This is a genomic window from Streptomyces sp. NPDC048172 (genome assembly GCF_043202595.1).
In the GTDB taxonomy this organism is placed as follows: Bacteria; Actinomycetota; Actinomycetes; order Streptomycetales; family Streptomycetaceae; genus Streptomyces.
The window spans coordinates 1622116-1643704 of record NZ_JBIDAT010000001.1 but is presented as its reverse complement, the minus strand read 5'-3'; the positions used below and the strand labels follow the sequence as shown (position 1 = coordinate 1643704).

Here is a 21589-nt window from a genome sequence, read left to right as displayed (position 1 = left end):
ACCGCCAAGTAGCACAGCGGCCGGGCGCGAGGCCCGGCCGCTGGAGAAGAGCGGGAGTCCGAGCCTCAGCCCGCTACTCGTACCGCGAGCGCGTCGCCGATCTCGTCGGTCGTCCGCGTGCCCGAGCCGCGCTCCGCGAGGTCGGCGGTGACGGCTTCCTCGATACGGACGGCCTCCGGCTCGTAGCCGAGGTGCCGCAGCAGGAGGGCGACGGAGAGGACCGTCGCGGTGGGGTCCGCCTTGCCCTGGCCCGCGATGTCGGGCGCCGAGCCGTGCACGGGCTCGAACATGGAGGGGAAGGAACGCGTCGGGTTGATGTTCCCGGAGGCGGCGAGGCCGATGCCGCCGCTGACGGCGGCGGCCAGGTCGGTGAGGATGTCGCCGAAGAGGTTGTCGGTGACGATCACGTCGAAGCGCGCCGGGTCGGTGACCATGAAGATCGTCGCGGCGTCGACATGCAGATAGTCGGTGGTGACCTCGGGGTACTCGCGGCCGACGCGGTCGAAGATGTTCTTCCACAGGTGGCCGGCGTGCACGAGCACGTTGTTCTTGTGGACCAGGGTCAGCTTCTTGCGGGGACGGGCCTGGGCCCGCTCGTACGCGTCGCGGACCACACGCTCGACGCCGTACGCCGTGTTGACGCTGACCTCGTTGGCGATCTCGTGCTCGGTGCCCGTACGGATCGAGCCGCCGTTGCCCACGTACGGTCCCTCGGTGCCCTCGCGGACCACGATGAAGTCGATGTCCGGCTCGCCCGCGAGCGGCGAGGCGGTGTTCGGGAAGAGCTTCGAGGGGCGCAGGTTGACGAAGTGGTCGAAGGCGAAGCGCAGCTTGAGCAGCATCCCGCGCTCCAGCACGCCCGAGGGCACGCCCGGGTCGCCGATGGCGCCCAGCAGGATCGCGTCGTGCCCCTTGATGCGCTCCATCTCCTCGTCCGGGAGCGTCTCGCCGGTCGCGTGCCAGCGACGGGCGCCGAGATCGTACTCCTCAGTCTCCAGCTTCACGTCCTGCGGAAGGACGGCGGACAGGACCTTGAGTCCCTGGGAGACGACCTCCGGGCCGATTCCGTCACCGGGGATCACTGCGAGGCTGATGCTGCGAGACATGCGGGAGACCCTACTCTCCCGTTCCAGGTCCTGACACGCACTGTCCAGATTCCGGACAGCGCCGCTCGGGTGCCGTTCACCGCGCGTACGCCCGGGGGCCTTCCGGGAGTTGGCGCCCGCTGGGAACTTGGCTGCATGACTGCAGGCGACCTCCCGAACATGGGCGTTCCCGAACACCTCGCGGCACGCATGAGCATGGCCGAGCAGCACGAGTACCTGCGCGCGAAGCTGGCCCGGCGCACGCCCCGGCGCGCGTCCCGGTTCTCGCGGCGGGACGTCCTGGCGGGCGGCGGTCTCGCCGCCGCGGGCGCCCTGGGCACGGCGGGGCTCGTGATCGGCTCGGACCGGGCGCTGGGCGGCGGGGGTGGAGGGGCCGCGGGGAGCGCGGGTCCCGCCGACGGGACGGCGGCACCCGCCCGCTCGCCGCTGAAGGTGGACGGCTCGCTGGTCGCGCCGTTCGGCCGCCATCTCGCCTTCGGGGCCGACCCGAGGACGCGGATGCGGATCTCCTGGCAGGTCCCGTTCGCCGTGCGGAACCCGTACGTCCGTGTGGGCGCGCGCCCCTGGGAGCTGGACCAGCGGGTCGCGGCCGAGGTGCGGGAGCTGCACACGCCGTCGCTCACGGAGGACCTGCCGGACGTCGAGCAGTTCTATCTGCACGCCGCGCTGGACGGGCTGCGCCCGGGCACGACGTACTACTACGGCGTCGGCCACGACGGCTTCGACCCGGCGACGGCCGAACGGCTGGGCACCGTCGGCACGTTCACGACCGCGCCCGCGGGGACGGACGGGCGGTTCGTCTTCACGGCCTTCGGCGACCAGGGCGTCGGCTACGACGCGCTCGCCAACGACCAGCTGATCCTCGGCCAGAACCCGGCCTTCCATCTGCACGCGGGCGACCTCTGCTACGCGGACGAGACCGGGCACGGCAAGAAGACCGACACCTATGACGCGCGGGTGTGGGACCAGTTCCTCGCGCAGACCGAGTCGGTGGCCTCGCGGGTGCCCTGGATGGTGACGACGGGCAACCACGACATGGAGGCCTGGTACTCCCCGGACGGCTACGGGGGCCAGTCCGCGCGCTGGACGCTCCCGGACAACGGCCCGGACGCGGAGAAGGCGCCCGGCGTCTACTCCTTCACCTACGGCAACACGGGCGTCGTCGCGCTCGACGCCAACGACGTCTCGTACGAGATCCCCGCCAACCGCGGCGTCACCGACGGCGCGCAGACGCGCTGGCTGGAGCGCACGCTGCAGCGGATGCGCGGGGAGAAGGGGATCGACTTCGTCGTCGTCTTCTTCCACCACTGCGCGTACTCCACGAGCACCCACGCCTCGGACGGCGGCGTCCGCGACGCCTGGGTGGACCTCTTCGAGCGGTTCAAGGTCGACCTGGTGATCAACGGGCACAACCATGTGTACGAGCGCACCGACCCCGTACGGGGCGGCGAGCCCACGCGGAAGCTGGCCGTCGGGGAGACGACCGACCCGGGGAAGGACGGCACGGTCTACGTGACGGCGGGCGGCGGGGGCAAGAAGCTCTACGACTTCCCCGTGCCGGACAGCTACGAGGGCCACGAGGAGGAGCGCGAGAGCGTCTCCACCTTCCACTGGACCGAGGACAAGGAGCGGAACCCGGACCGGGTCGCGTGGTCACGGGTCCGCTACACCGGCTTCTCGTTCCTGGCGGTGGAGTCCCGGCCCGGGAGCGGTCCCGGGGCCAGGCCCTCGCTCTCGGTCACGGCCCTGGCCGCGTCCGGCAAGCGGATCGACCACTTCGTGGTGGAGAGGGAGGGGAAAGGGGACTGAGGAGAGCGGCCGAGGCTCAGCCGCGGCGGTCGAAGGCGCGCTGGAGGGCCTCGGCGGCCTGGCGGCGCTCCTCGTCGCGGGTGAGGGCGGCGGCCCGGCGGCGGCGGACGCGGGGAGCGGAGACGGGGCGGGTGGTGGACGCGGCCATGAGCGAGCAACTCCTTCGCACAGCGCACGGAGATCACGAGGATCGGGGAGATCCCGGAGACCGGGAGATGAGCCGCGGGGACGGCCGGTGCGGCAGGGGTCGCCTGCGTGGGCGCACTGGCCTCGCATCCGAGAACGCTCGATGGAGCGGGACGTTCGGCTCCTACAAAGATAGGAGCCAGGAGCCGTGATGTCTCGCTAATTAGTTGGGCTTCCTACTATCTGAGACGGCACAGGCCCCCCGCATGTGCGAGGGGCCTGTTTCCAGGGGCTGCCGGGGAGGTCAGCCCATGTGCGGGTAGCGGTAGTCCGTCGGCGCGACCTGGGTCTCCTTGATCGCGCGCGGCGAGGACCAGCGGATCAGGTTGAACTTCGACCCGGCCTTGTCGTTCGTGCCGGAGGCACGCGCGCCGCCGAAGGGCTGCTGGCCGACGATCGACCCGGTGGGACGGTCGTTCAGGTAGAAGTTGCCCGCGGCGAAGCGGAGCTTCTCGGAGGCGGCGGCCAGGACGGCGCGGTCCTGGGCCAGCACGGCACCGGTCAGCGCGTACGCCGAGGCCGACTCCATCTGCTCCAGCATCGCGTCCCACTCCGCGTCCTCGTAGACATGGACGGCGATGACCGGGCCGAAGTACTCGGTCTTGAAGACCTCGTTCTCCGGGTCCGAGCAGGCGATGACGGTCGGCGCGATGAAGTAGCCGACGCTGTCGTCGTAGGTGCCGCCCGCGACGATCTCGCACGTCGGGTCGGCGGCGGCGCGGTCGATCGCGGCCTTGTTCTTGGCGAAGGCGCGGTCGTCGATCACGGCGCCGATGAAGTTCGACAGGTCCGTGACGTCGCCCATCTTCAGGCCGCCGACCTCTTCGGCGAGCGCGTCCTTGAAGCCGCTCTCCCAGATGGAGCGCGGGACGTAGGCGCGCGAGGCGGCCGAGCACTTCTGGCCCTGGTACTCGAAGGCGCCGCGGGTGATCGCGGTCTTCAGGATCGCCGGGTCCGCGGAGGGGTGGGCGACGATGAAGTCCTTGCCGCCGGTCTCGCCGACGATGCGCGGGTACGAGCGGTAGCCCGAGATGTTCTTGCCGACCTCGGCCCACAGGTGCTGGAAGGTCGCCGTCGAACCGGTGAAGTGGATGCCGGCCAGCTCCGGGTGCGGCAGCGCGACCTCGGAGACCTCCTTGCCGTCACCCGTCACCAGGTTGATGACGCCCTTGGGCATGCCCGCTTCTTCGAGGAGCTGCATGAGGAGGATCGCGGAGTGGGTCTGCGTCGGGGACGGCTTCCAGACCACCACGTTGCCCATCAGCGCCGGGGCCGTGGGCAGGTTGCCCGCGATGGCGGTGAAGTTGAACGGCGTGACCGCGTAGACGAAGCCCTCCAGCGGGCGGTGGTCCATGCGGTTCCAGATGCCGTGCGGCTGCACCAGCGGCTGCTCGGTGATCAGCTCACGCGCGAAGTGCACGTTGAAGCGCCAGAAGTCGACCAGCTCGCAGGGCGCGTCGATCTCGGCCTGCTGCGCGGTCTTGGACTGGCCCAGCATGGTCGAGGCGGCGATGGTCTCGCGCCACGGGCCGGACAGCAGCTCGGCGGCCTTGAGGATGATCGCCGCGCGGTCGTCGAAGGACAGCGCGCGCCAGGCCGGGGCCGCGGCGAGGGCCGCGTCGATCGCGTCCTGCGCGTCCTGCTTGGTGGCGTTGCCGTAGGTGCCGAGCACGGCCTTGTGGTTGTGCGGCTGCACGACGCTGAAGCGCTCGCCGCCGCCCATCCGCTTCTCCCCGTCGATCGTCATGGGGAGGTCGATCGGGTTCTCGGCCAGCTCCTTGAGCTTGGCCTCCAGCCGGGCGCGCTCGGGGCTGCCGGGGGCGTAGCCGTGCACCGGCTCGTTGTACGGGGCGGGGACCTGGGTCACAGCGTCCACGGTTGCTCCTTGGGTCGTCGGTACGGAGGGGGAAGTCGGGGGTCAGCGGCGGGAGACGAGCGATCGCAGGAAGAACGCCATGTTCGCCGGGCGCTCGGCCAGCCGCCGCATGAAGTAGCCGTACCAGTCGGTGCCGTACGGGATGTAGACGCGCATCCGGTGTCCGTCCGCCACCAGACGCGCCTGCTCGGCCTCGCGGATGCCGTACAGCATCTGGAACTCGTACTCGTCGTGTTTCCGACCGTAGCGCGCGGCCAGGTCCTGTGCGATGGCCACCATGCGGGGGTCGTGCGAGCCGACCATGGGGTAGCCCTTGCCCGCCATGAGGATCTTCAGACAGCGCACGTACGCCTTGTCGACCTCGCGCTTGTCCTGGAAGGCGACCTCGGCGGGCTCCTTGTAGGCGCCCTTCACCAGACGGACGCGGGAGCCCTCACCCGCCAGCGCGTGGCAGTCGTCCTCGGTGCGGAAGAGGTAGGACTGCACCACGGCGCCGGTCTGCGGGAAGCGCTTCCGCAGCTCGCCGAGGATGGCGAGGGTCGAGTCGACGGTGGTGTGGTCCTCCATGTCGAGGGTGACCGTGGTGCCGGAGGCGGCGGCGGCCTCGACGACGGGCAGCACGTTCTCGTACGCCAGGTCGTGCCCGCCCGTCAGGGCCTGGCCGAAGGCCGACAGCTTCACCGACATCTCGGCGCGCTCACCCAGCCCGGACGCCGCCAGCGCGTCGGTCAGCGCGAGATAGGCGTCGCGGTTGCGGAGCGCCTCGGACCGCTCGGTGATGTCCTCACCCAGATGGTCGATGGTCGCCTCCAGGCCCCGGCCGGCGAGCGACTGGACGGACTGGAGACAGTGGTCGAGCTGCTCGCCCGCCACGAACCGGTCCACCATGGGGCGGGTGACCGGCGCGGCCGAGACGAGACGGCGGATGCTGTCGCTGCGCGCGGCGGCGAGGAGCACAGGACCCAGCACGGGCACCTCCACGATCGTTCTTGTGCAGGGCTCATCGGCGCGGTAGCGCGGGAGCCCTCCAGAACCTAAGGATCGCGCCGGGCACGGACCATCGACAGTTGTCACGCATCCGTGCCCTGCATCTCAGACAGATGTATGAGAATGGTCGGGGCAGCAGTGCGGCGAGCGCCGCGGGAGGCGGAGGAGAAGCATGCGCGAGGACTATCAGGACCTGATCGACGAGGTCTCCGCGCTGCTCGGCACGCCCGCGACCCTGGAGGGCCGGGACTTCGCGCTGATCGCCTTCGGGGCCCATGAAGGGGCCACCGAGGTCCCGGACCTCGCCCTCGACCCGGTCCGTACGCGCTCGATCCTGCACCGCCGGTCCACCGCCGCCGTGCGCGCCTTCTTCGAGAGCTTCGGCATCGCCCGCGCCACCGCGCCCGTCCGCGTCCCGCCCGACCCGGCGGCCGGGGTCGTGCACGGCCGGATCTGCCTGCCCGTACGGGACAGGGGCGTGGCCTACGGCTACATCTGGCTGCTCGACGACGGCTCCCTGGAGCTCGACGGACCCCGGATGGACGCCGCGATGGCGACCGCGGGGCGCATCGGCTCGCTGCTCGCCGCACAGGCGCGCGCGGAGGCGCGCACCGGGGAGCTGCTGGCCGACGCGCTCACCGGGCCCGCGCGCGAGGAGGCGGAGAAGGAGCTGCGGGCCGCGCTGGGCACCGCGGCCTCGGGCCCGCTCACGCTCGTCGCCGTCGAGCCCTGGGCCGACGGCGGCTCCTCCCCCACCGGTCAGCCGCACCTCGCCGCGCAGTGCGTGCTGGACGGGGCGCTCGCGGCGCTCGTCCGGCTGCGCTCCTCGGGCGATCCCGGGCCCGCGCGCGCCGCCGCCGAGCGGCTGCTGCGCTCCACCGGTACGCCGGGCGTGCGCGCCGGACTGAGCGCGCCCCGCACCGGGGTCGCCGGGCTGCACCTGGCCTGGCGCGAGGCACGGGCCGCCGCTCGGGCCGCGCGCGCCGAGGACGGTACGGTCGCCGAGTGGGCGGCCATCGGCCCGTACCGGATGCTGGCCCGCCTCCCCCGCGCCGAGCCCGACCCGGCCGTACGGGAGCTGCTGTCGCCCGCCCATCGCGAACTGGCCCGCACCGCCGAGGTGTTCCTCGACTGCGCGGGCCAGGCCAGCCGCTCCGCCGCGGCGCTCGGCATCCACCGGCAGACGCTCTACTACCGCCTCTCGCGCGTGGAGCGGCTGACGGGCCTGGACCTCAACGAGGGCGAGGATCGACTGCTGCTCCACATGGCGCTGAAGGTGACCCGGCTGTGAACGGCCCCTACGCCTCCTCCGGATAGAGCCCCTCCAGGTCCTTGAGGCACTCCCGCGCGACCTCCGCCGCGAAGACCGGGCAGGTCCAGGACTCCAGGGAGCGGGACTCCTCCGGGTCCGCCGGGTGGACGTCGGGCGCGACCAGGTGCGGGAGTCCCTTGCGGAAGTGGACGTAGCGCAGCGCCGGGTGCGCGTCCTCGTGCGCGCACTCCCCGGCGTCCGCCGCCGCGACGGGGCGCATGACGGACTGGACGCCCTTGACGGCGGCCAGCACCGGGCTCGGGTAGGCGTTGCTCATCGTCTGATATGCCGTCAGCAGCAGCGCGGCGCGCTCGCGTGCGTCCTCGCTCCGCTCGTACCGGCGCGCGGCCCACAGGCCCAGGTCGTCGGCGAACTCCTCGTTCCACGCCTTCCTGTCGATCCGCTCGGCGATCTTCTCGATGTCCAGCGCTCCGCCGTCCAGCAGATACACGGCGTCCAGGTGCGCGGTCTCCCGCTCGCCGAACAGCGCCTCGCGGCGCTCCTCGACCTGGCGCAGCGACTCGACCGCCAGTCGGCGGGCGAAGACAGGGCACACCACCCGTTCCATCGGGGCACGGCCCGAGCGCCGCTGGCTGCGCTCGAAGGTGGCCCGCCCGCCGGGGCTGCTCAGGATGACGCCGATCTCGGCCGCGCTGGGTCCGTCCTCCGGCAGCCGGGCGTGCCAGTCGTGCTCGCACGTCGCGTCGGTGAGCTGGGCGTACGCCGCGTCCATCGCCTCCGCCAGCGCGTCGAGGACGGCCTTGTCGCGCACCATGCCGGAGACCGCGTACCAGCCCAGGGCCCTGGCGGTCATGATGCGCCCGGGCAGCTCCTCGCCCCGGGCCCGTCTCAGCGACTCGGCGTGCGAGGTGATCGTCTCGTTGATGTCCGTCCACAGCTTCGGGTAGCCGTGCAGCAGCGCGGAGAGCTCCTCGATCTCCTGGTCCGCCTCGGCCGGCAGCCGGGGCGGTACGTCCGTGACGGAGCCGGGCTCGATGATGTCGAGGGCTATGCGCGCGAACCCGGCCACGTTGCGCGGGCAGCGCCACTGCTCGCGGGTGCCCTCGCCGCGCCACTCGATCGTCTCGTCGGCCAGCTCGCGCAGCCGCCCGAGCAGTTCCGCGTCGTCCTCGCCCTCGTGCTCCTCGTACGGGTGCGTGTCGTGCGCGCAGGGCCGGTCGCGGAACTCGACGTCGGTCTCCTTGAGGGCGCCGACCGCCAGCGGGAGGACGCCCTTGCCGGGCAGCCAGGTCAGATGGCGGCCGATGACCACCAGTCCGAACGTCCAGAGATACGGCGCCTCGCCGTCGGGGTCGCCGTCGGAATCGCCGTCGGAGTCGCCGTCGGGGTCGCCGGTGAGGTGCTCGTCGAGGTGGTCGGCGAGCTCACCGGCACAGTGGGACACGACCCCGTCGGGCTCGGGGCCCTGGGAGGGGAAGTCGTCGTACAGGGACGCCCAGGAGTGGAGGAGTTCGTCAAGATCGTCGAGAGTCATGGCCCTGACGACGCTCGCACCGCTCCCGGGAGTTCCCGTACGGACGGGTGGGTTCCGCCGGATCAGTCCTCGGTGAGGTTGACCGCGCGGGCCTTCGTGGCGCCGATCTCGCCCGCGATCTCGGTGAGGACGGTGCCGTTGATGTTGTCGTCGACGGTGAGCGCGACGAGGGCCTCGCCGCCCTCCTCGGCGCGGGAGACCTGCATGCCCGCGATGTTGATCCCGGTCTCGCCGAGGACGCGGCCGACGGTGCCGACGACGCCGGGACGGTCGCTGTAGCTGAGGAAGGCCATGTGGTCGGCGAGGGCCAGGTCCACGTCGTGGTCGTTGATGGCCACGATCTTCTGCTGGTTCTTCGGGCCCGCGAGGGTGCCGGAGGCCGAGACCTCCTCACCGTTGGCGAGAGTGCCGCGGACCGTGACGACGTTGCGGTGCTCCGGGGACTCGCTGGAGGTCGTGAGGCGGACCTCGACGCCGCGCTCCTGCGCGAACAGCGGGGCGTTCACGTACGACACCGTGTCCTCGACGACGTCTTCGAAGACGCCCTTGAGCGCGGAGAGTTCGAGCACCTTCACGTCGTGCTGGGTGATCTCGCCGTACACCTCCACGTCGAGGCGGACCGCGACCTCGCCCGCGAGCGCGGTGAAGATCCGGCCCAGCTTCTCGGCGAGCGGCAGGCCCGGGCGGACCTCCTCGGCGATGACCCCGCCCTGCACGTTGACCGCGTCCGGGACCAGCTCGCCCGCGAGCGCGAGACGGACGGACCTGGCGACCGCGATGCCCGCCTTCTCCTGGGCCTCGCCGGTGGAGGCGCCGAGGTGCGGGGTGGCGACGACCTGGTCGAAGGCGAAGAGGGGGGAGTCGGTGCACGGCTCCGACGCGTAGACGTCCAGGCCCGCGCCCGCGACGCGGCCCTCCTTGATCGCGGAGGCCAGCGCCTCCTCGTCCACGATCCCGCCGCGCGCGGCGTTGACGATCCGGACCGAGGGCTTCACCTTGTGCAGCGCCTCGTCACCGATCAGGCCGAGGGTCTCGGGGGTCTTGGGGAGGTGGACGGTGATGAAGTCGGAGACCTCCAGCAGCTCGTCCAGCGAGAGCAGCTTGACGCCCATCTGCGCGGCCCGCGCGGGCTGCACGTACGGGTCGTAGGCCACGACCTTCATGCCGAAGGCGGACATCCGCTGGGCGACGAGCACGCCGATGCGGCCGAGGCCGACGACGCCGAGGGTCTTCTCGGTCAGCTCGACACCGGTGTACTTGCTCCGCTTCCACTCGCCGTTCTTCAGCGCGGCGTTGGCCTGCGGGATGTTGCGGGCGGTGGCGATGAGCAGGCCGCAGGCCAGCTCGGCGGCGGTGGTGATGTTGGAGGTCGGCGCGTTGACCACCATCACGCCCGCCTTGGTGGCCGCGGGGACGTCCACGTTGTCCAGGCCGACGCCCGCGCGGGCGACGACCTTCAGTTTCTTCGCCGCCGCGATCGCCTCGGCGTCGATCTTGGTCGCGGAGCGGACCAGGACGGCGTCGACGTCGGCGAGGGCGGGAAGGAGCTCGGCGCGGTTCGCGCCGTCGCACTGCCGGATCTCGAAGTCCGGGCCGAGCGCGTCGACGGTGGCGGGCGAGAGTTCTTCGGCGATGAGAACTGCGGGCTTGCTGGGCTTGCTCACGTGGTCTCCAGTCTCCAGGTCCTGGCGGATCGTCCCCGCGCGCGCCTCGTTGCGTCGGTGGGGGCAGGTGGGGGCCGCGTCCCGACGGCCGTCGTAGACGGTGGAGGGGGGTCATCCCCGCAGGCGCAGGGCAGACGCACGACGCTGTGAGCCTGGGCGCGCTTATCGCTACGCAGTTTAGCCGGGCCGCGTGGTCCGGCTCCGCCTCTTCGGCAATCTTGGGGACATGCGAATGCGCCCCGTCAGGGGCGCGGGACCGGCTCGATGTGCGGCTCCGCCGCCTGGGGGTACCGCCCTGCTCGAAGAGCCCGGGGGAAGACCCGCGGCCGGCGGCGGCCGAGCGGCAGGACGCGAGCGGCAGGACGGGGGCGCGGGGGCCGCCCGTCCTGCCGCTCGGCGCGGCCGGAAGGCTTACGCCTCCTCGTCCACCCAGCTCATGAGGCCGCGGAGCTTCTTGCCCGTGGACTCCAGCAGGGAGTCCTCGTCGGCCTTCTTGTACTCGTTGTACTTCGGCAGGCCCGCGTTGTACTCGGCCATCCAGTTGTTGGCGAAGGTGCCGTCCTGGATCTCGGCGAGGATCTTCTTCATCTCGGCCTTGGTCTGGTCGTTGACCACCCGCGGGCCCGAGACGTAGTCGCCCCACTCGGCGGTCTCGGAGACCGACCAGCGCATCTTCTCCAGGCCGCCCTCGTACATGAGGTCGACGATGAGCTTCAGCTCGTGGAGGCACTCGAAGTAGGCGATCTCCGGCTGGTAACCCGCCTCGACCAGGGTCTCGAAACCGGCCTTGACCAGCGCGGAGGTGCCACCGCAGAGCACGGCCTGCTCGCCGAACAGGTCGGTCTCGGTCTCCTCGGTGAAGGTCGTCTTGATGACGCCCGCACGGGTGCCGCCGATGCCCTTGGCGTAGGAGAGGGCGAGCGGGAAGCCCTTGCCGCTCGCGTCCTGCTCGACGGCCACGATGCACGGCACGCCGCGGCCCTCCTCGTACTGGCGGCGGACCAGGTGGCCCGGGCCCTTGGGGGCGACCATGCAGACGTCGACGTTGGCCGGGGGCTTGATGAAGTCGAAGCGGATGTTCAGGCCGTGGCCGAAGAAGAGGGCGTCGCCGTCCTTGAGGTTCGGGGCGATGGACTCCTCGTAGACCTTGGCCTGGATCGGGTCCGGAACCAGGACCATGATCACGGAGGCTTCCTTGACCGCCTCGGCCGGGGTGGTCACGCGCAGGCCCTGCTCCTCGGCCTTGGCGCGGGACTTCGAGCCCTCGTGCAGGCCCACCCGGACGTCGACGCCCGAGTCACGGAGCGACAGGGCGTGGGCGTGGCCCTGGCTGCCGTAGCCGAGAACCGCGACCTTGCGGTCCTGGATGATGGACAGGTCGGCGTCGTCGTCGTAGAACAGCTCGGCCACTGGTGAATTCTCCTTGCGTCTGAATGGTGCGGCCCACCGTATGACGGCTGGGCGGGGTGAAAGGTTCAGGGGATCGGGCGCCGGTCCCCAGGATTACGCGGAGCGCTCAAGGGCGCGCAGACTCCGGTCGGTGATGGAGCGGGCGCCACGCCCTATGGCGATCGTGCCGGACTGCACCAGTTCCTTGATGCCGTACGGTTCCAGCATCTTCAGCATGGCTTCCAGCTTGTCGCCGCTGCCGGTGGCCTCGATCGTGACGGCCTCGGGCGAGACGTCGACGGTCTTGGCGCGGAAGAGCTGGACGATCTCCACGATCTGGGAGCGGGTCTCGTTGTCCGCCCGCACCTTCACCAGAACGAGTTCGCGCTGGACCGCCGAAGCCGGCTCCAGCTCGACGATCTTCAACACGTTGACCAGCTTGTTGAGCTGCTTGGTGACCTGCTCCAGCGGCAGGTCCTCGACGTTCACGACGATGGTGATGCGTGAGATGTCGGGGTGCTCCGTCACGCCGACGGCGAGCGAGTCGATGTTGAACCCGCGGCGCGAGAAGAGCGAGGCGATGCGGGCCAGGATACCGGGGGTGTTCTCCACCAGCACGGAGAGCGTGTGCTTGGACATGATCGTGGGTTCCCTCTCCCGCCTCAGTCTTCTTCGCCGTCGCCGAAGTCGGGGCGGACGCCGCGCGCCGCCATGACCTCGTCGTTGGAGGTGCCTGCCGCGACCATCGGCCAGACCATCGCGTCCTCGTGGACGATGAAGTCCACGACGACCGGGCGGTCGTTGATGGCGTTGGCCTTCTCGATGACGGCGTCGAGCTGCGCGGGGTCCTCGCAGCGGATGCCGACGCAGCCCATGGCCTCGGCCAGCTTCACGAAGTCCGGGACGCGGGTGCCCCGGTTCGGCTGGCCCTCCTCGCCGTTGTGCAGCACGGTGTTGGAGTAGCGCTCGTTGTAGAAGAGCGTCTGCCACTGGCGGACCATGCCGAGCGCGCCGTTGTTGATGATCGCGACCTTGATCGGGACGCCGTTGACCGCCGCCGTGACCAGCTCCTGGTTGGTCATCTGGAAGCAGCCGTCACCGTCGATCGCCCACACCGGGCGGTCCGGCTGGCCGACCTTGGCGCCGAGCGCCGCCGGGACCGCGTACCCCATCGTGCCGAGGCCGCCGGAGTTGAGCCAGGTGGCCGGGCGCTCGTACTTGATGAAGTGCGCCGCCCACATCTGGTGCTGGCCGACGCCCGCCGCGTAGATCGTGTCGTCCGGGGCCAGCTCGCCGATGCGCTGGATGACCTGCTGCGGGGCGAGCGAGCCGTCCTCCGGCAGGTCGTAGCCCAGCGGGTAGGTGCCGCGCCAGCGGTCGAGCTGCGCCCACCACTCCGCGTACGGCCTCTCCGCGCCGGAGGTACGGGACTCCCCCAGCTCGCCCTGGACGGCGACGATCAGGTCGGCGATGACCTCGCGGGCGTCGCCGACGATCGGGACGTCGGCCGCGCGGTTCTTGCCGATCTCGGCCGGGTCGATGTCGGCGTGCACGATCTTGGCGGACGGCGCGAAGGAGTCGAGCTTGCCGGTGACCCGGTCGTCGAAGCGGGCCCCGAGGGCGATGATCAGGTCCGCCTTCTGGAGCGCGGTCACGGCGGCGACGGTGCCGTGCATGCCCGGCATGCCCAGGTGCTGCGGGTGGCTGTCCGGGAAGGCGCCGATGCCCATCAGGGTGGTGGTGACGGGGGCGCCGGTCAGCTCGGCGAGGACCTTCAGCTCCGCGGTGGCGTGCGCCTTGAGGACACCCCCTCCGACGTACAGCACCGGGCGCTCGGCCTCGGCGATCAGCCGGGCGGCCTCGCGGATCTGCTTGCCGTGCGGCTTGGTCACCGGGCGGTAGCCGGGCAGATCGGTCTGCGGCGGCCACTTGAAGGTGGTCTTCCCCTGGAGCGCGTCCTTGGCGATGTCGACGACGACGGGCCCCGGACGCCCCGTGGCGGCGATGTGGAACGCCTCGGCGATGGTCTTCGGGATGTCGTCCGGGTCCCTGACCAGGAAGTTGTGCTTGGTGACGGGCATCGAGATGCCGCAGATGTCGGCTTCCTGGAAGCCGTCGGTGCCGATCAGCCCGCTGGCCACCTGACCCGTGATGGCGACGAGCGGCACGGAGTCCATGTGGGCGTCGGCGAGCGGCGTGACGAGGTTGGTGGCACCGGGGCCCGAGGTGGCCATGCAGACGCCGACCTTGCCGGTCGCCTGCGCGTATCCGGTCGCCGCGTGGCCCGCGCCCTGCTCGTGGCGGACGAGCACGTGGCGGACCTTGGTGGAGTCCATCATCGGGTCGTAGGCCGGAAGGATCGCACCGCCGGGAATGCCGAATACCGTGTCGGCGCCCACTTCCTCAAGAGCACGGATGAGGGACTGGGCACCCGTGATCGGCGTGGCGGGCTGGGCCGGCACGGGATTCGTGGCGCTGCCGCTACGGGCCCTCGGCTGAGGTTTCGGGGCCCCGGTGGCCTGCTCGGTCATCTGCTGTCTCTTCTCGAAGAGTGAGGGTTGACGCTCGTCGTGTGCGGAGTGGGATCAGGGGTTGATTTGTACTGTTGGTGCCAGTTCTAGGAGGGTCGCCTCAAGCACTGGTGCAACAAAAAACCCCTCGTGCCGTGAGGCAAGCGAGGGGAGCGCGCCGCTGGTGGTCGCGGGGGTCGTGGTCGAGCCCCGGTCAGCCGACGCGCTTTCCAAGTACGAGAATTCGGGTGCGCATGGCATTGACCCTCTCCCCGTCAAGCCCTGGGTGTCAAGTGGGTGGGACGGGCGTCTCAGCATTTGAGCGCAGGGGCGGATGGGTCACGGGATCGGGCCCCGCGGCGCCGCCCTGCCGGACCGGAAGCACCCCCGCGACCACCACGGACCGCCCTCCCGGACTTCCCGGATGCCCCTCGCTGTGGGCCTTGCCGTGGGTGACCCCGGCCTGCGTGACACCGCCCTGCGCGACACCCCCCTGGGTGACACCGCCCTGGGTGACGCCGCCCTGGGTGCCCGGCTGGCGGGACGCGGCCTCCGGCACCGGATAGACCCCGCGCGCGAGCGCGCGGCGCAGCCGGTGCTCGTCCAGCGGGCCGGAGAAGACGGCGCCCTGGCCGTGCGTGCAGCCCATCTCGCGCAGCGCGGTGGCCTGCTCGGGCAGGTCCACGCCCTCGGCGACGGAGACCAGGCCGAGGTCGCCCGCGATGCGCAGCAGCCCGGCGGTGATCTTGCGCTGCCGGGAGGACTCCACGATCCCGTCGACCAGGCCGCGGTCGAGCCTGAGGATGTCGACGGGGAGCCTGCGGAGCGCCGAGATCGCCGCGTACCCGCTCCCGAAGCCGTCCAGCGCGATGCCGACGCCGAGCCGCCGCAGCGCGCTGAGGCGCCGCTCCAGCTCGTCCAGCGGGATGCGCGGGTCGCTGTCGGACAGCTCCAGGATCAGCGCGCCCGGCGCGCCGGGCGGCGCGGGCGGGCCCGCCGGGGTGCTGAGCGCCGCGCCGGTGGGTCCTGGCGCGGCCGCCAGGCCGTGCCGGGCGAGCAGCGCGCCGACGCTGCGCGGGTCCATGCCGGGCTCGGTGAGCCGCCGGGCCGGGATACGGACGGTCACCGGCGCCCCGTACCCCGCGCGCTGCCGGGCTGCGGCCTGCTGCACGGCCTCCTCCAGGAGCCAGCGGCTGACCTCGGCGGCGCGCTCGGTGCCCGCCGCGCGCGCCTCGCGCGCCGACGCGCCCTCCGTACGGAGGAACTCCGCGGGCGTGAAGAGGATGCCCTGGGCCGAGCGCCAGCGCGCCTCGGCCGCGACGGCGGTGACCTTGCCGCTCGCCAGCTCGACGATCGGCTGGTGGAGCAGCGCGAACTCTCCGTCGTGCAGCGCGCTGCGCAGCCGCGCGGCCAGCTCGGCGCGCTTGACCACCTCGGCCTGCATCTGCGGCGCGTACAGCTCGACGCGTGCCTTGCCCGCCTGCTTGGCGCGGTACATCGCCAGGTCCGCGTTGCGCATCAGGGCCGTCGGCGAGATGCCCGGCTCGGCGAAGGCGATGCCGATGGAGGCGGCCACCCGCACTTCCGTGCCCTCCACCCGGTACGGGTCGGAGAGGGTGAGGCGGAGGCGGTCGGCGATGTCGTGGATCCGCAGCTCGCGGTCCGGGTCGGCCTGGCCGGGGTCGCCGTCGCCGCGGATGAGCACGGCGAACTCGTCCCCGCCGAGGCGGGCCGCCGTGTCCCCGGAGCGGACCGAGTCGCGCAGCCGCCGCGCGGCGTGCACCAGCAGCTCGTCCCCGGCCTGGTGGCCCACGGTGTCGTTGACGGCCTTGAAGCCGTCGAGGTCGATGAAGAGGACCGCCGTGCCGCCGTCGGTGCCGCGCCGCCCGCCGAGCGCCTGGCGCACGCGGTCGGTGAACAGGGCGCGGTTGGGCAGGTCGGTGAGCGCGTCGTGCGAGGCGTTGTGCTGCAACTGGGCCTGGAGGCGGACCCGTTCGGTCACGTCCCGGCTGTTGAAGATCAGGCCGCCCTGGTAGCGGTTCACCGTCGATTCGATGTTCAGCCAGTGGCCCGCGCCGTGCCGGAAGCGGCACTCGATTCTCGTACAGGACTCGTGCTCGGGGGAACTGGCGAGGAAGCGGCGCAGCTCGTGCAGGACCTGGCCGAGGTCCTCGGGGTGGACGAGGGAGGCGAGCTCGGAGCCTACGAGCTTGTCACCGTCCCGCCCGTAGACCCCCGCCGCCGCCGGGGAGACGTAGCGCAGTATCCCGGTGGACGCGGTGATCATGATGACGTCGCTGGAGCCCTGGACCAGGGAGCGGAAGTGGTTCTCCTTCTGGGCCAGTTCCTGGGTCAGCGTGATGTTGTCGAGGAGCATGATGCCCTGCCGCACGACCAGCGCGAGCACCACGGCGCAGCCGGTGAAGAGCACCACGCGGTCGATCTCGCGGCCGTCCAGCGAGTTGTAGAGGATCCCCAACGTGCAGACGGCGGCGGCGAGATACGGGGTGAGCGCGGCCAGCGAGCCCGCGATGGGGCGGCTGGGACGGTCGCCGCGCGCGACGGCCTCGCGCGCCGGGGCGACCGGGGCGAGGGGCGGCGCGGAGGGCTCGCCCTCGCGCCGGGCCACCCACGGCGCGTACGCCAGCAGGAGCGAGCCGGCGAACCAGCCCGCGTCGAGCAACTGGCCCGACGCGTACCGCTCGCGGAGCATCGGGGAGGTGAACAGCGCGTCGCACAGCACGGTCAGCGCCAGGGCGCCGATCGCGGTGTTGATGGCGCTGCGATGGGCCGAGGAGCGCCGGAAGTGCAGCGCGAGGACCATGCTCACCAGCACGATGTCCAGCAGCGGATAGGCCAGGTTCAGCGCGGCCCTGGCGACCGAGTCGCCCTGCCAGTACGCCGTGTGGGCCAGCGCGAGGGACCAGGAGAGGGTCAGCAGCGAGCCGCCGATGAGCCACGCGTCGAGGCCGAGGCAGACCCAGCCCGCGCGGGTGACGGGACGCTTGGCGAGCACCAGCAGGCCGACGATGGCGGGCGGTGCGAAGAGCAGGAAGCAGAAGTCCGCGAGGGAGGGGCGGGGGACGAACTCGCCGAGGACGATCTCGTACCACCCCCAGATGCCGTTGCCCAGCGCGGCCATCAGGGAGGAGATGCCGAACAGCACCCAGGCCGGGCGGCTTCCGTCGGCCCGGCCCGCTCCCGGGCGGCCCGGCCGGGCCCGCTGGGTGTGCGCGTACCAGAGGCAGGAGGCGGCGGCGAGGAGCGCGGCCGCGCTGAGCCCGAAGTCGCCCATCACCAGGGCGACGGTCTCCGATCCCCAGCCGAGCGCCGCTCCCACCGCGTACGCCGCGCAGACCGCGGCGAGGCCCAACTGCGGGTAGATTCCCGCCCGTCCGCCGCCGCCCTGGGCGCCGGTGCCGGTGCCGGTTCCGTGCCCGGCGGCGCGGGGCCCGGCCGTCCAGTACCTGCCCCGCTGCGGGGCCGCTCCGTGGGCGCTCATCGCGCCGCCCGTACGGACGGGGGCTTCTTCTCGTACTTGCGCTGCTTGCCGCACTCGCCCGTGGCTGAAAGCGGGGGACGCACACGGCGGTTGGGGTGCCACGCTGGGCAATCCGTGTGCCGCATACGGCAGTTCGTCCATTGATCGTGCATTCGCCCGTCGCCCCCCTCGTGTCCGGGTTTCGCCCCCCGTCGGGACGATACACCAGGTTCGTCACTCAGGGACATAGTGCCAATACAGACCGTAACCGCAAGGGGTCACTTCGGCACAGGGTGCAGTCGTACGGATCCGTAGCGTGGCCTCTGACGCCCTGGGAGTGTTTACGGCGACTACGCCACGTCCACCACGTGTTCCAGCGGCTCACCGGCCACCCAGCGCTTCAACTGCTTCCGTAGCAGTCGTCCGGCACGCGGCAGGAAGGCGGAAGTCGCGCCTCCGACGTGCGGGGTGATCAGCACGCCCGGCGCGCGCCACAGTGGATGCGCCGTCGGAAGGGGCTCGGGATCCGTCACGTCGAGCGCCGCCCGGAGCCGCCCGTTCCGCGCGGTCTCCGCCACCAGCGCCTCCGTGTCGACCACGCCCCCGCGCGCGACGTTGACCAGCAGCGCGCCGTCCCGCATCAGGCTCAGGAAGCGGGCGTCCACCAGACCCCTGGTCGCGTCGGTGAGCGGCGTCGTGAGGATCACCACGTCGGCGAGCGGAAGCAGCCGTTCGAGGTCGGCGAGCGCGTGCACGGGACCGTGCGGGGCGGTCCGCGCGGAGCGCGCGACGCGGTGCACGGTGCCGACCTCGAAGGGGCGCAGGCGCTCTTCGACGGCGCTTCCGATGGACCCGTACCCGACGATCAGCACATCCTTGTCCGCGAGCGCCTGGTGCACGCCGGGCGCCCACTCCCCGTGCTCCTGCGCCCTGACGGATTCCGGGAGGTGACGCAGGGAGGCGAGGGTGAGCGCGAGGGCGAGCTCCGCGGTGCTCGCGTCGTGCACACCCCGGGCGTTGCACACCCGGGTTCCGGCGGGGAGGCGCGGGATGGCGGGAACGAGGTGATCGATGCCCGCGGTCAGCGTCTGGACGACCCGCAGCCCCGTCATCCGCTCCAGGGGACGTACGGAGACCTCGGGCCCCTTCATATAGGGAACGACGTAGAAAGCACAGTTCGCCGGGTCTGCGGGGAACTCCTCCTCGCCGTCCCAGTAGCGGTACGTCAGGGAGTCCGGCAGGCCCTCGACGGCCCCCGGACCGAGGGGCAGCCAGATCTCTGTCGCGTCAGCCATGGCCTCAGGCTAACCGTGATCAGAGGCTGTGCGTGGGGCTCCTGGGGCACCCGCTAGTTTGGGGGCGGTTCAGGAGGGAGTCTCGACCAGGTGGAGCGCAGGACAATCGGTGCGACAGCCCTCGGGGTGGGTGCGGTCGGGCTCGGGTGCATGCCGATGAGCTGGGCGTACTCCGCCTCGGAACAGCGTGGGGAGGAGTCGGTGCGGGCGGTGCACGCCGCCCTGGACACGGGCATGACGCTGCTCGACACGGCGGACATGTACGGCCCGTTCACCAACGAGCTGCTGCTCGGACGGGTGCTGAGGGAGCGGCGCGGGGACGCGTTCGTCTCCACGAAGTGCGGGCTGCTCGTGGGCGAGCAGCACATCGTCGCCAACGGCCGTCCCTCCTATGTGAAGCGCGCCTGCGACGCCTCGCTGCGGCGCCTCCAGACCGACGTGATCGACCTCTACCAGCTGCACCGCGCGGACCCCGAGGTCCCGGTCGAGGAGACCTGGGGCGCGATGGCCGAACTGGTCTCGGCGGGCAAGGTGCGGGCGCTGGGCTTCTCCGCGGTCGGCGCCCGGGCCGACCGGCGCGCGGGCTCGGGCATACACGAGGCGACGATACGGCAGTTGGAACGGGTGCAGCAGGTGTTCCCCGTGAGCGGGGTGCAGGCCGAACTGTCGGTCTGGTCGCGGGAGGCGCTGGAGACGCTGCTGCCGTGGTGCGAGGCGCGCGGCGTGGGCCTCCTCGCCGCGATGCCGTTGGGCAACGGCTATCTGACGGGCACGCTGACCACGGGCGGCGGCTTCGAACGTGAGGACGTACGGGCGCGGCATCCGCGCTTCACGGCGGAGATGATGGCCGCGAACCAGCCGATCGTGGCGGGCCTGCGTCGGGTCGCCCGGCGGCACGGGAACGCGACCCCGGCGCAGATCGCCCTGGCCTGGCTGCTGACCCAGGGGCCGCACGTCATTCCTGTGCCGGGCACGAAGAAGGTGCACTGGGTGCGGGAGAACGGGGCCGCGGCGGATGTCGTCCTCACCGCTGAGGACCTGGTCGAGATTTCCGCGTTGCCGCGGGCGCGGGGCTCCTGGGAGTGAGCCGCGCCCTGCCGGGTGCCGGGTTGCCGAGTGCCGGGCAGGGGGTGCCCCTGACCGTGCTTCGCGGGCCGCGGGTGCCCGGTGGTTGCTCGCGCAGTTCCCCGCGCCCCTTCGGGGCGCTTTCGGGGCGCTCCCCGCGGGGCGCGGGTCCCGCAGGGGCAGAGGGCACAATTGGGGGCCGGACATGCGGCGTGCGTGGAGAAGGGGCCTCATCGTGGGACGTAGGAGCAGGACACCGGCCCGGCTCGGCGGTGTGGCCGTCGTCGCCACTGCGCTGCTGGTCAGCGGCTGTTCCTCGGACGGTGACGGGGACGGCGGGGGTGACGCGCCGCGGCCCGGCAGTTCCGGGCCGTCCGAGTCCTCCGGCGGCACCGCGACCGCGCCGCCCGCGAAGGGGTCGGTGAAGGTCGTCAAGACCGTCGCCACCGGGCTGAAGTCGCCGTGGGGGGTGGCGCGGCTCTCCGGCGGGGATCTGCTGATCGCCTCGCGCGACACCGGGAAGATCCTCCGCGTCGACGCGGAGAGCGGGAAGAAGACCGAGCTGGGCACGGTGCCCGGGGTCTCGCCGGGCGGCGAGGGCGGTCTGCTGGGGCTCGCGGTGCCCGCCGACGACGACAAGATGGTGTACGCGTACTTCACGACGGAGTCCGACAACCGCATCGTGCGGATGCTCTACGACACCAAGAAGGAGAAGGGCAACCAGCTCGGCGCCCCCGACGTGCTGCTCAAGGGCATTCCGAAGGGCACGATCCACAACGGGGGCCGGATCGCGTTCGGCCCCGACAAGATGCTCTACGCGGGCACGGGCGAGTCCGGCGAGGGCGATCTGTCCCAGGACAAGGACTCCCTCGGCGGCAAGATCCTCCGGATGACGCCCGACGGGGAGCCCCCGGGGCAGGGCAACCCGGAGCGCGACACCGTCGTCTACTCCTACGGCCACCGCAACGTCCAGGGCCTGGGCTGGGACAAGGAGAACCGGCTGTGGGCCTCGGAGTTCGGCCAGGACACCTGGGACGAGCTGAACCGGATCGAGCCCGGCAAGAACTACGGCTGGCCCGACGCGGAGGGCAAGGCAGGTGAGAAGGGTCTCACCGACCCCGTCGAGCAGTGGAAGCCCGCCGAGGCCTCGCCCAGCGGGCTGGCCGTCGCCAAGGGCTCGGTGTGGATGGCGGGCCTGCGCGGGGAGCGGCTCTGGCGGATCCCGCTGAAGGGAACGGAACCTTCCGCGAAGCCCCAGGCGTTCCTGGAGGGGAAGTACGGGCGGCTGCGCAGCGTTGTCCCCGACGGCGCCGGCGGACTGTGGCTGGTGACGAGCGAGACGGACTCGCGCGGGACGCCGGAGAAGGGGGACGACCGTCTCCTCCGGCTGAAGGTGACCTAGTCAGGAGGTCGG

15 protein-coding genes are annotated in these 21589 nt (G+C 71.7%); 4 read left to right on the top strand and 11 right to left on the bottom strand.

The genetic code is table 11. From position 1 onward, the window contains the following. Positions 1–65: 65 nt before the first annotated feature. Complete coding sequence (locus ACGF3A_RS07580) at positions 66–1106, bottom strand: 3-isopropylmalate dehydrogenase (protein WP_393726741.1); 1041 nt, start codon at positions 1104–1106, stop codon at positions 66–68. Between the two features lie 135 nt (positions 1107–1241). Here ACGF3A_RS07580 and ACGF3A_RS07575 point away from each other — a divergent pair, with 135 nt between their 5' ends. Then, positions 1242–2915: a purple acid phosphatase family protein gene (locus ACGF3A_RS07575; RefSeq protein WP_393726739.1), complete on the top strand. Its 1674-nt coding sequence runs from the start codon at positions 1242–1244 to the stop codon at positions 2913–2915. Positions 2916–2931: 16 nt separating this feature from the next. On the opposite strand, the gene ACGF3A_RS07570 is transcribed toward ACGF3A_RS07575, so the two are convergent. The 3 genes from ACGF3A_RS07570 to ACGF3A_RS07560 all read right to left on the bottom strand — a co-directional run bounded on the left by ACGF3A_RS07570 (position 2932) and on the right by ACGF3A_RS07560 (position 5946). Further along, complete coding sequence (locus ACGF3A_RS07570) at positions 2932–3063, bottom strand: hypothetical protein (protein WP_393726737.1); 132 nt, start codon at positions 3061–3063, stop codon at positions 2932–2934. Between the two features lie 282 nt (positions 3064–3345). Next, positions 3346–4977, bottom strand: coding sequence for an L-glutamate gamma-semialdehyde dehydrogenase (gene pruA / locus ACGF3A_RS07565; RefSeq protein ID WP_393726735.1), 1632 nt, complete (start codon positions 4975–4977; stop codon positions 3346–3348). Between the two features lie 42 nt (positions 4978–5019). Continuing rightward, positions 5020–5946, bottom strand: coding sequence for a proline dehydrogenase family protein (locus ACGF3A_RS07560; RefSeq protein ID WP_393726733.1), 927 nt, complete (start codon positions 5944–5946; stop codon positions 5020–5022). A gap of 190 nt (positions 5947–6136) precedes the next feature. On the opposite strand from ACGF3A_RS07560, the gene ACGF3A_RS07555 reads away from it, so the two are divergent. Beyond that, positions 6137–7255 carry a PucR family transcriptional regulator gene (locus ACGF3A_RS07555; RefSeq protein ID WP_393726731.1) on the top strand — a complete coding sequence of 373 codons (1119 nt, stop codon included), beginning with the start codon at positions 6137–6139 and terminating at the stop codon, positions 7253–7255. A gap of 7 nt (positions 7256–7262) precedes the next feature. Here ACGF3A_RS07555 and ACGF3A_RS07550 read toward each other — a convergent pair whose 3' ends face one another. The 7 genes from ACGF3A_RS07550 to ACGF3A_RS07520 all read right to left on the bottom strand — a co-directional run bounded on the left by ACGF3A_RS07550 (position 7263) and on the right by ACGF3A_RS07520 (position 19110). Next, positions 7263–8771: a hypothetical protein gene (locus ACGF3A_RS07550; protein WP_393726729.1), complete on the bottom strand. Its 1509-nt coding sequence runs from the start codon at positions 8769–8771 to the stop codon at positions 7263–7265. Positions 8772–8833: 62 nt separating this feature from the next. Further along, the gene (serA, locus tag ACGF3A_RS07545; protein ID WP_393726727.1) at positions 8834–10435 is read right to left on the bottom strand and encodes a phosphoglycerate dehydrogenase; all 1602 of its coding nucleotides are present in this window, start codon (positions 10433–10435) and stop codon (positions 8834–8836) included. A gap of 411 nt (positions 10436–10846) precedes the next feature. Beyond that, positions 10847–11845 (bottom strand): ketol-acid reductoisomerase, encoded by a 999-nt coding sequence (gene ilvC / locus ACGF3A_RS07540; protein ID WP_393726725.1) that lies wholly within the window; start codon positions 11843–11845, stop codon positions 10847–10849. A 93-nt stretch (positions 11846–11938) separates the two neighbouring features. Continuing rightward, a complete protein-coding gene (gene ilvN / locus ACGF3A_RS07535) occupies positions 11939–12463 on the bottom strand; it encodes an acetolactate synthase small subunit (RefSeq protein WP_393726723.1) in 525 nt (174 codons plus the stop codon). A gap of 23 nt (positions 12464–12486) precedes the next feature. Then, the gene (locus ACGF3A_RS07530; RefSeq protein WP_393726721.1) at positions 12487–14355 is read right to left on the bottom strand and encodes an acetolactate synthase large subunit; all 1869 of its coding nucleotides are present in this window, start codon (positions 14353–14355) and stop codon (positions 12487–12489) included. A 268-nt stretch (positions 14356–14623) separates the two neighbouring features. Continuing rightward, positions 14624–17836 (bottom strand): putative bifunctional diguanylate cyclase/phosphodiesterase, encoded by a 3213-nt coding sequence (locus ACGF3A_RS07525; RefSeq protein WP_393726719.1) that lies wholly within the window; start codon positions 17834–17836, stop codon positions 14624–14626. A gap of 329 nt (positions 17837–18165) precedes the next feature. Beyond that, positions 18166–19110, bottom strand: coding sequence for a 2-hydroxyacid dehydrogenase (locus ACGF3A_RS07520; RefSeq protein ID WP_393726717.1), 945 nt, complete (start codon positions 19108–19110; stop codon positions 18166–18168). 90 nt (positions 19111–19200) lie between these two features. Here ACGF3A_RS07520 and ACGF3A_RS07515 point away from each other — a divergent pair, with 90 nt between their 5' ends. Both ACGF3A_RS07515 and ACGF3A_RS07510 read left to right on the top strand, forming a co-directional pair. Further along, positions 19201–20196, top strand: coding sequence for an aldo/keto reductase (locus tag ACGF3A_RS07515; protein WP_393726716.1), 996 nt, complete (start codon positions 19201–19203; stop codon positions 20194–20196). A 184-nt stretch (positions 20197–20380) separates the two neighbouring features. Beyond that, positions 20381–21577: a PQQ-dependent sugar dehydrogenase gene (locus tag ACGF3A_RS07510; protein WP_393726714.1), complete on the top strand. Its 1197-nt coding sequence runs from the start codon at positions 20381–20383 to the stop codon at positions 21575–21577. The last annotated feature ends 12 nt before the right edge of the window (positions 21578–21589 follow it).

Coding starts and splice junctions, on each gene's coding strand:
- ACGF3A_RS07525 (WP_393726719.1), bottom strand. CDS start 17,836: ATGAGCGCCCACGGAGCGGCCCCGCAGCGGGGCAGGTACTGGACGGCC.
- ACGF3A_RS07550 (WP_393726729.1), bottom strand. CDS start 8,771: ATGACTCTCGACGATCTTGACGAACTCCTCCACTCCTGGGCGTCCCTG.
- ACGF3A_RS07580 (WP_393726741.1), bottom strand. CDS start 1,106: ATGTCTCGCAGCATCAGCCTCGCAGTGATCCCCGGTGACGGAATCGGC.
- ACGF3A_RS07555 (WP_393726731.1), top strand. CDS start 6,137: ATGCGCGAGGACTATCAGGACCTGATCGACGAGGTCTCCGCGCTGCTC.
- ilvN (WP_393726723.1), bottom strand. CDS start 12,463: ATGTCCAAGCACACGCTCTCCGTGCTGGTGGAGAACACCCCCGGTATC.
- ACGF3A_RS07520 (WP_393726717.1), bottom strand. CDS start 19,110: ATGGCTGACGCGACAGAGATCTGGCTGCCCCTCGGTCCGGGGGCCGTC.
- ACGF3A_RS07510 (WP_393726714.1), top strand. CDS start 20,381: ATGCGGCGTGCGTGGAGAAGGGGCCTCATCGTGGGACGTAGGAGCAGG.
- ACGF3A_RS07570 (WP_393726737.1), bottom strand. CDS start 3,063: ATGGCCGCGTCCACCACCCGCCCCGTCTCCGCTCCCCGCGTCCGCCGC.
- ACGF3A_RS07530 (WP_393726721.1), bottom strand. CDS start 14,355: ATGACCGAGCAGGCCACCGGGGCCCCGAAACCTCAGCCGAGGGCCCGT.
- ACGF3A_RS07575 (WP_393726739.1), top strand. CDS start 1,242: ATGACTGCAGGCGACCTCCCGAACATGGGCGTTCCCGAACACCTCGCG.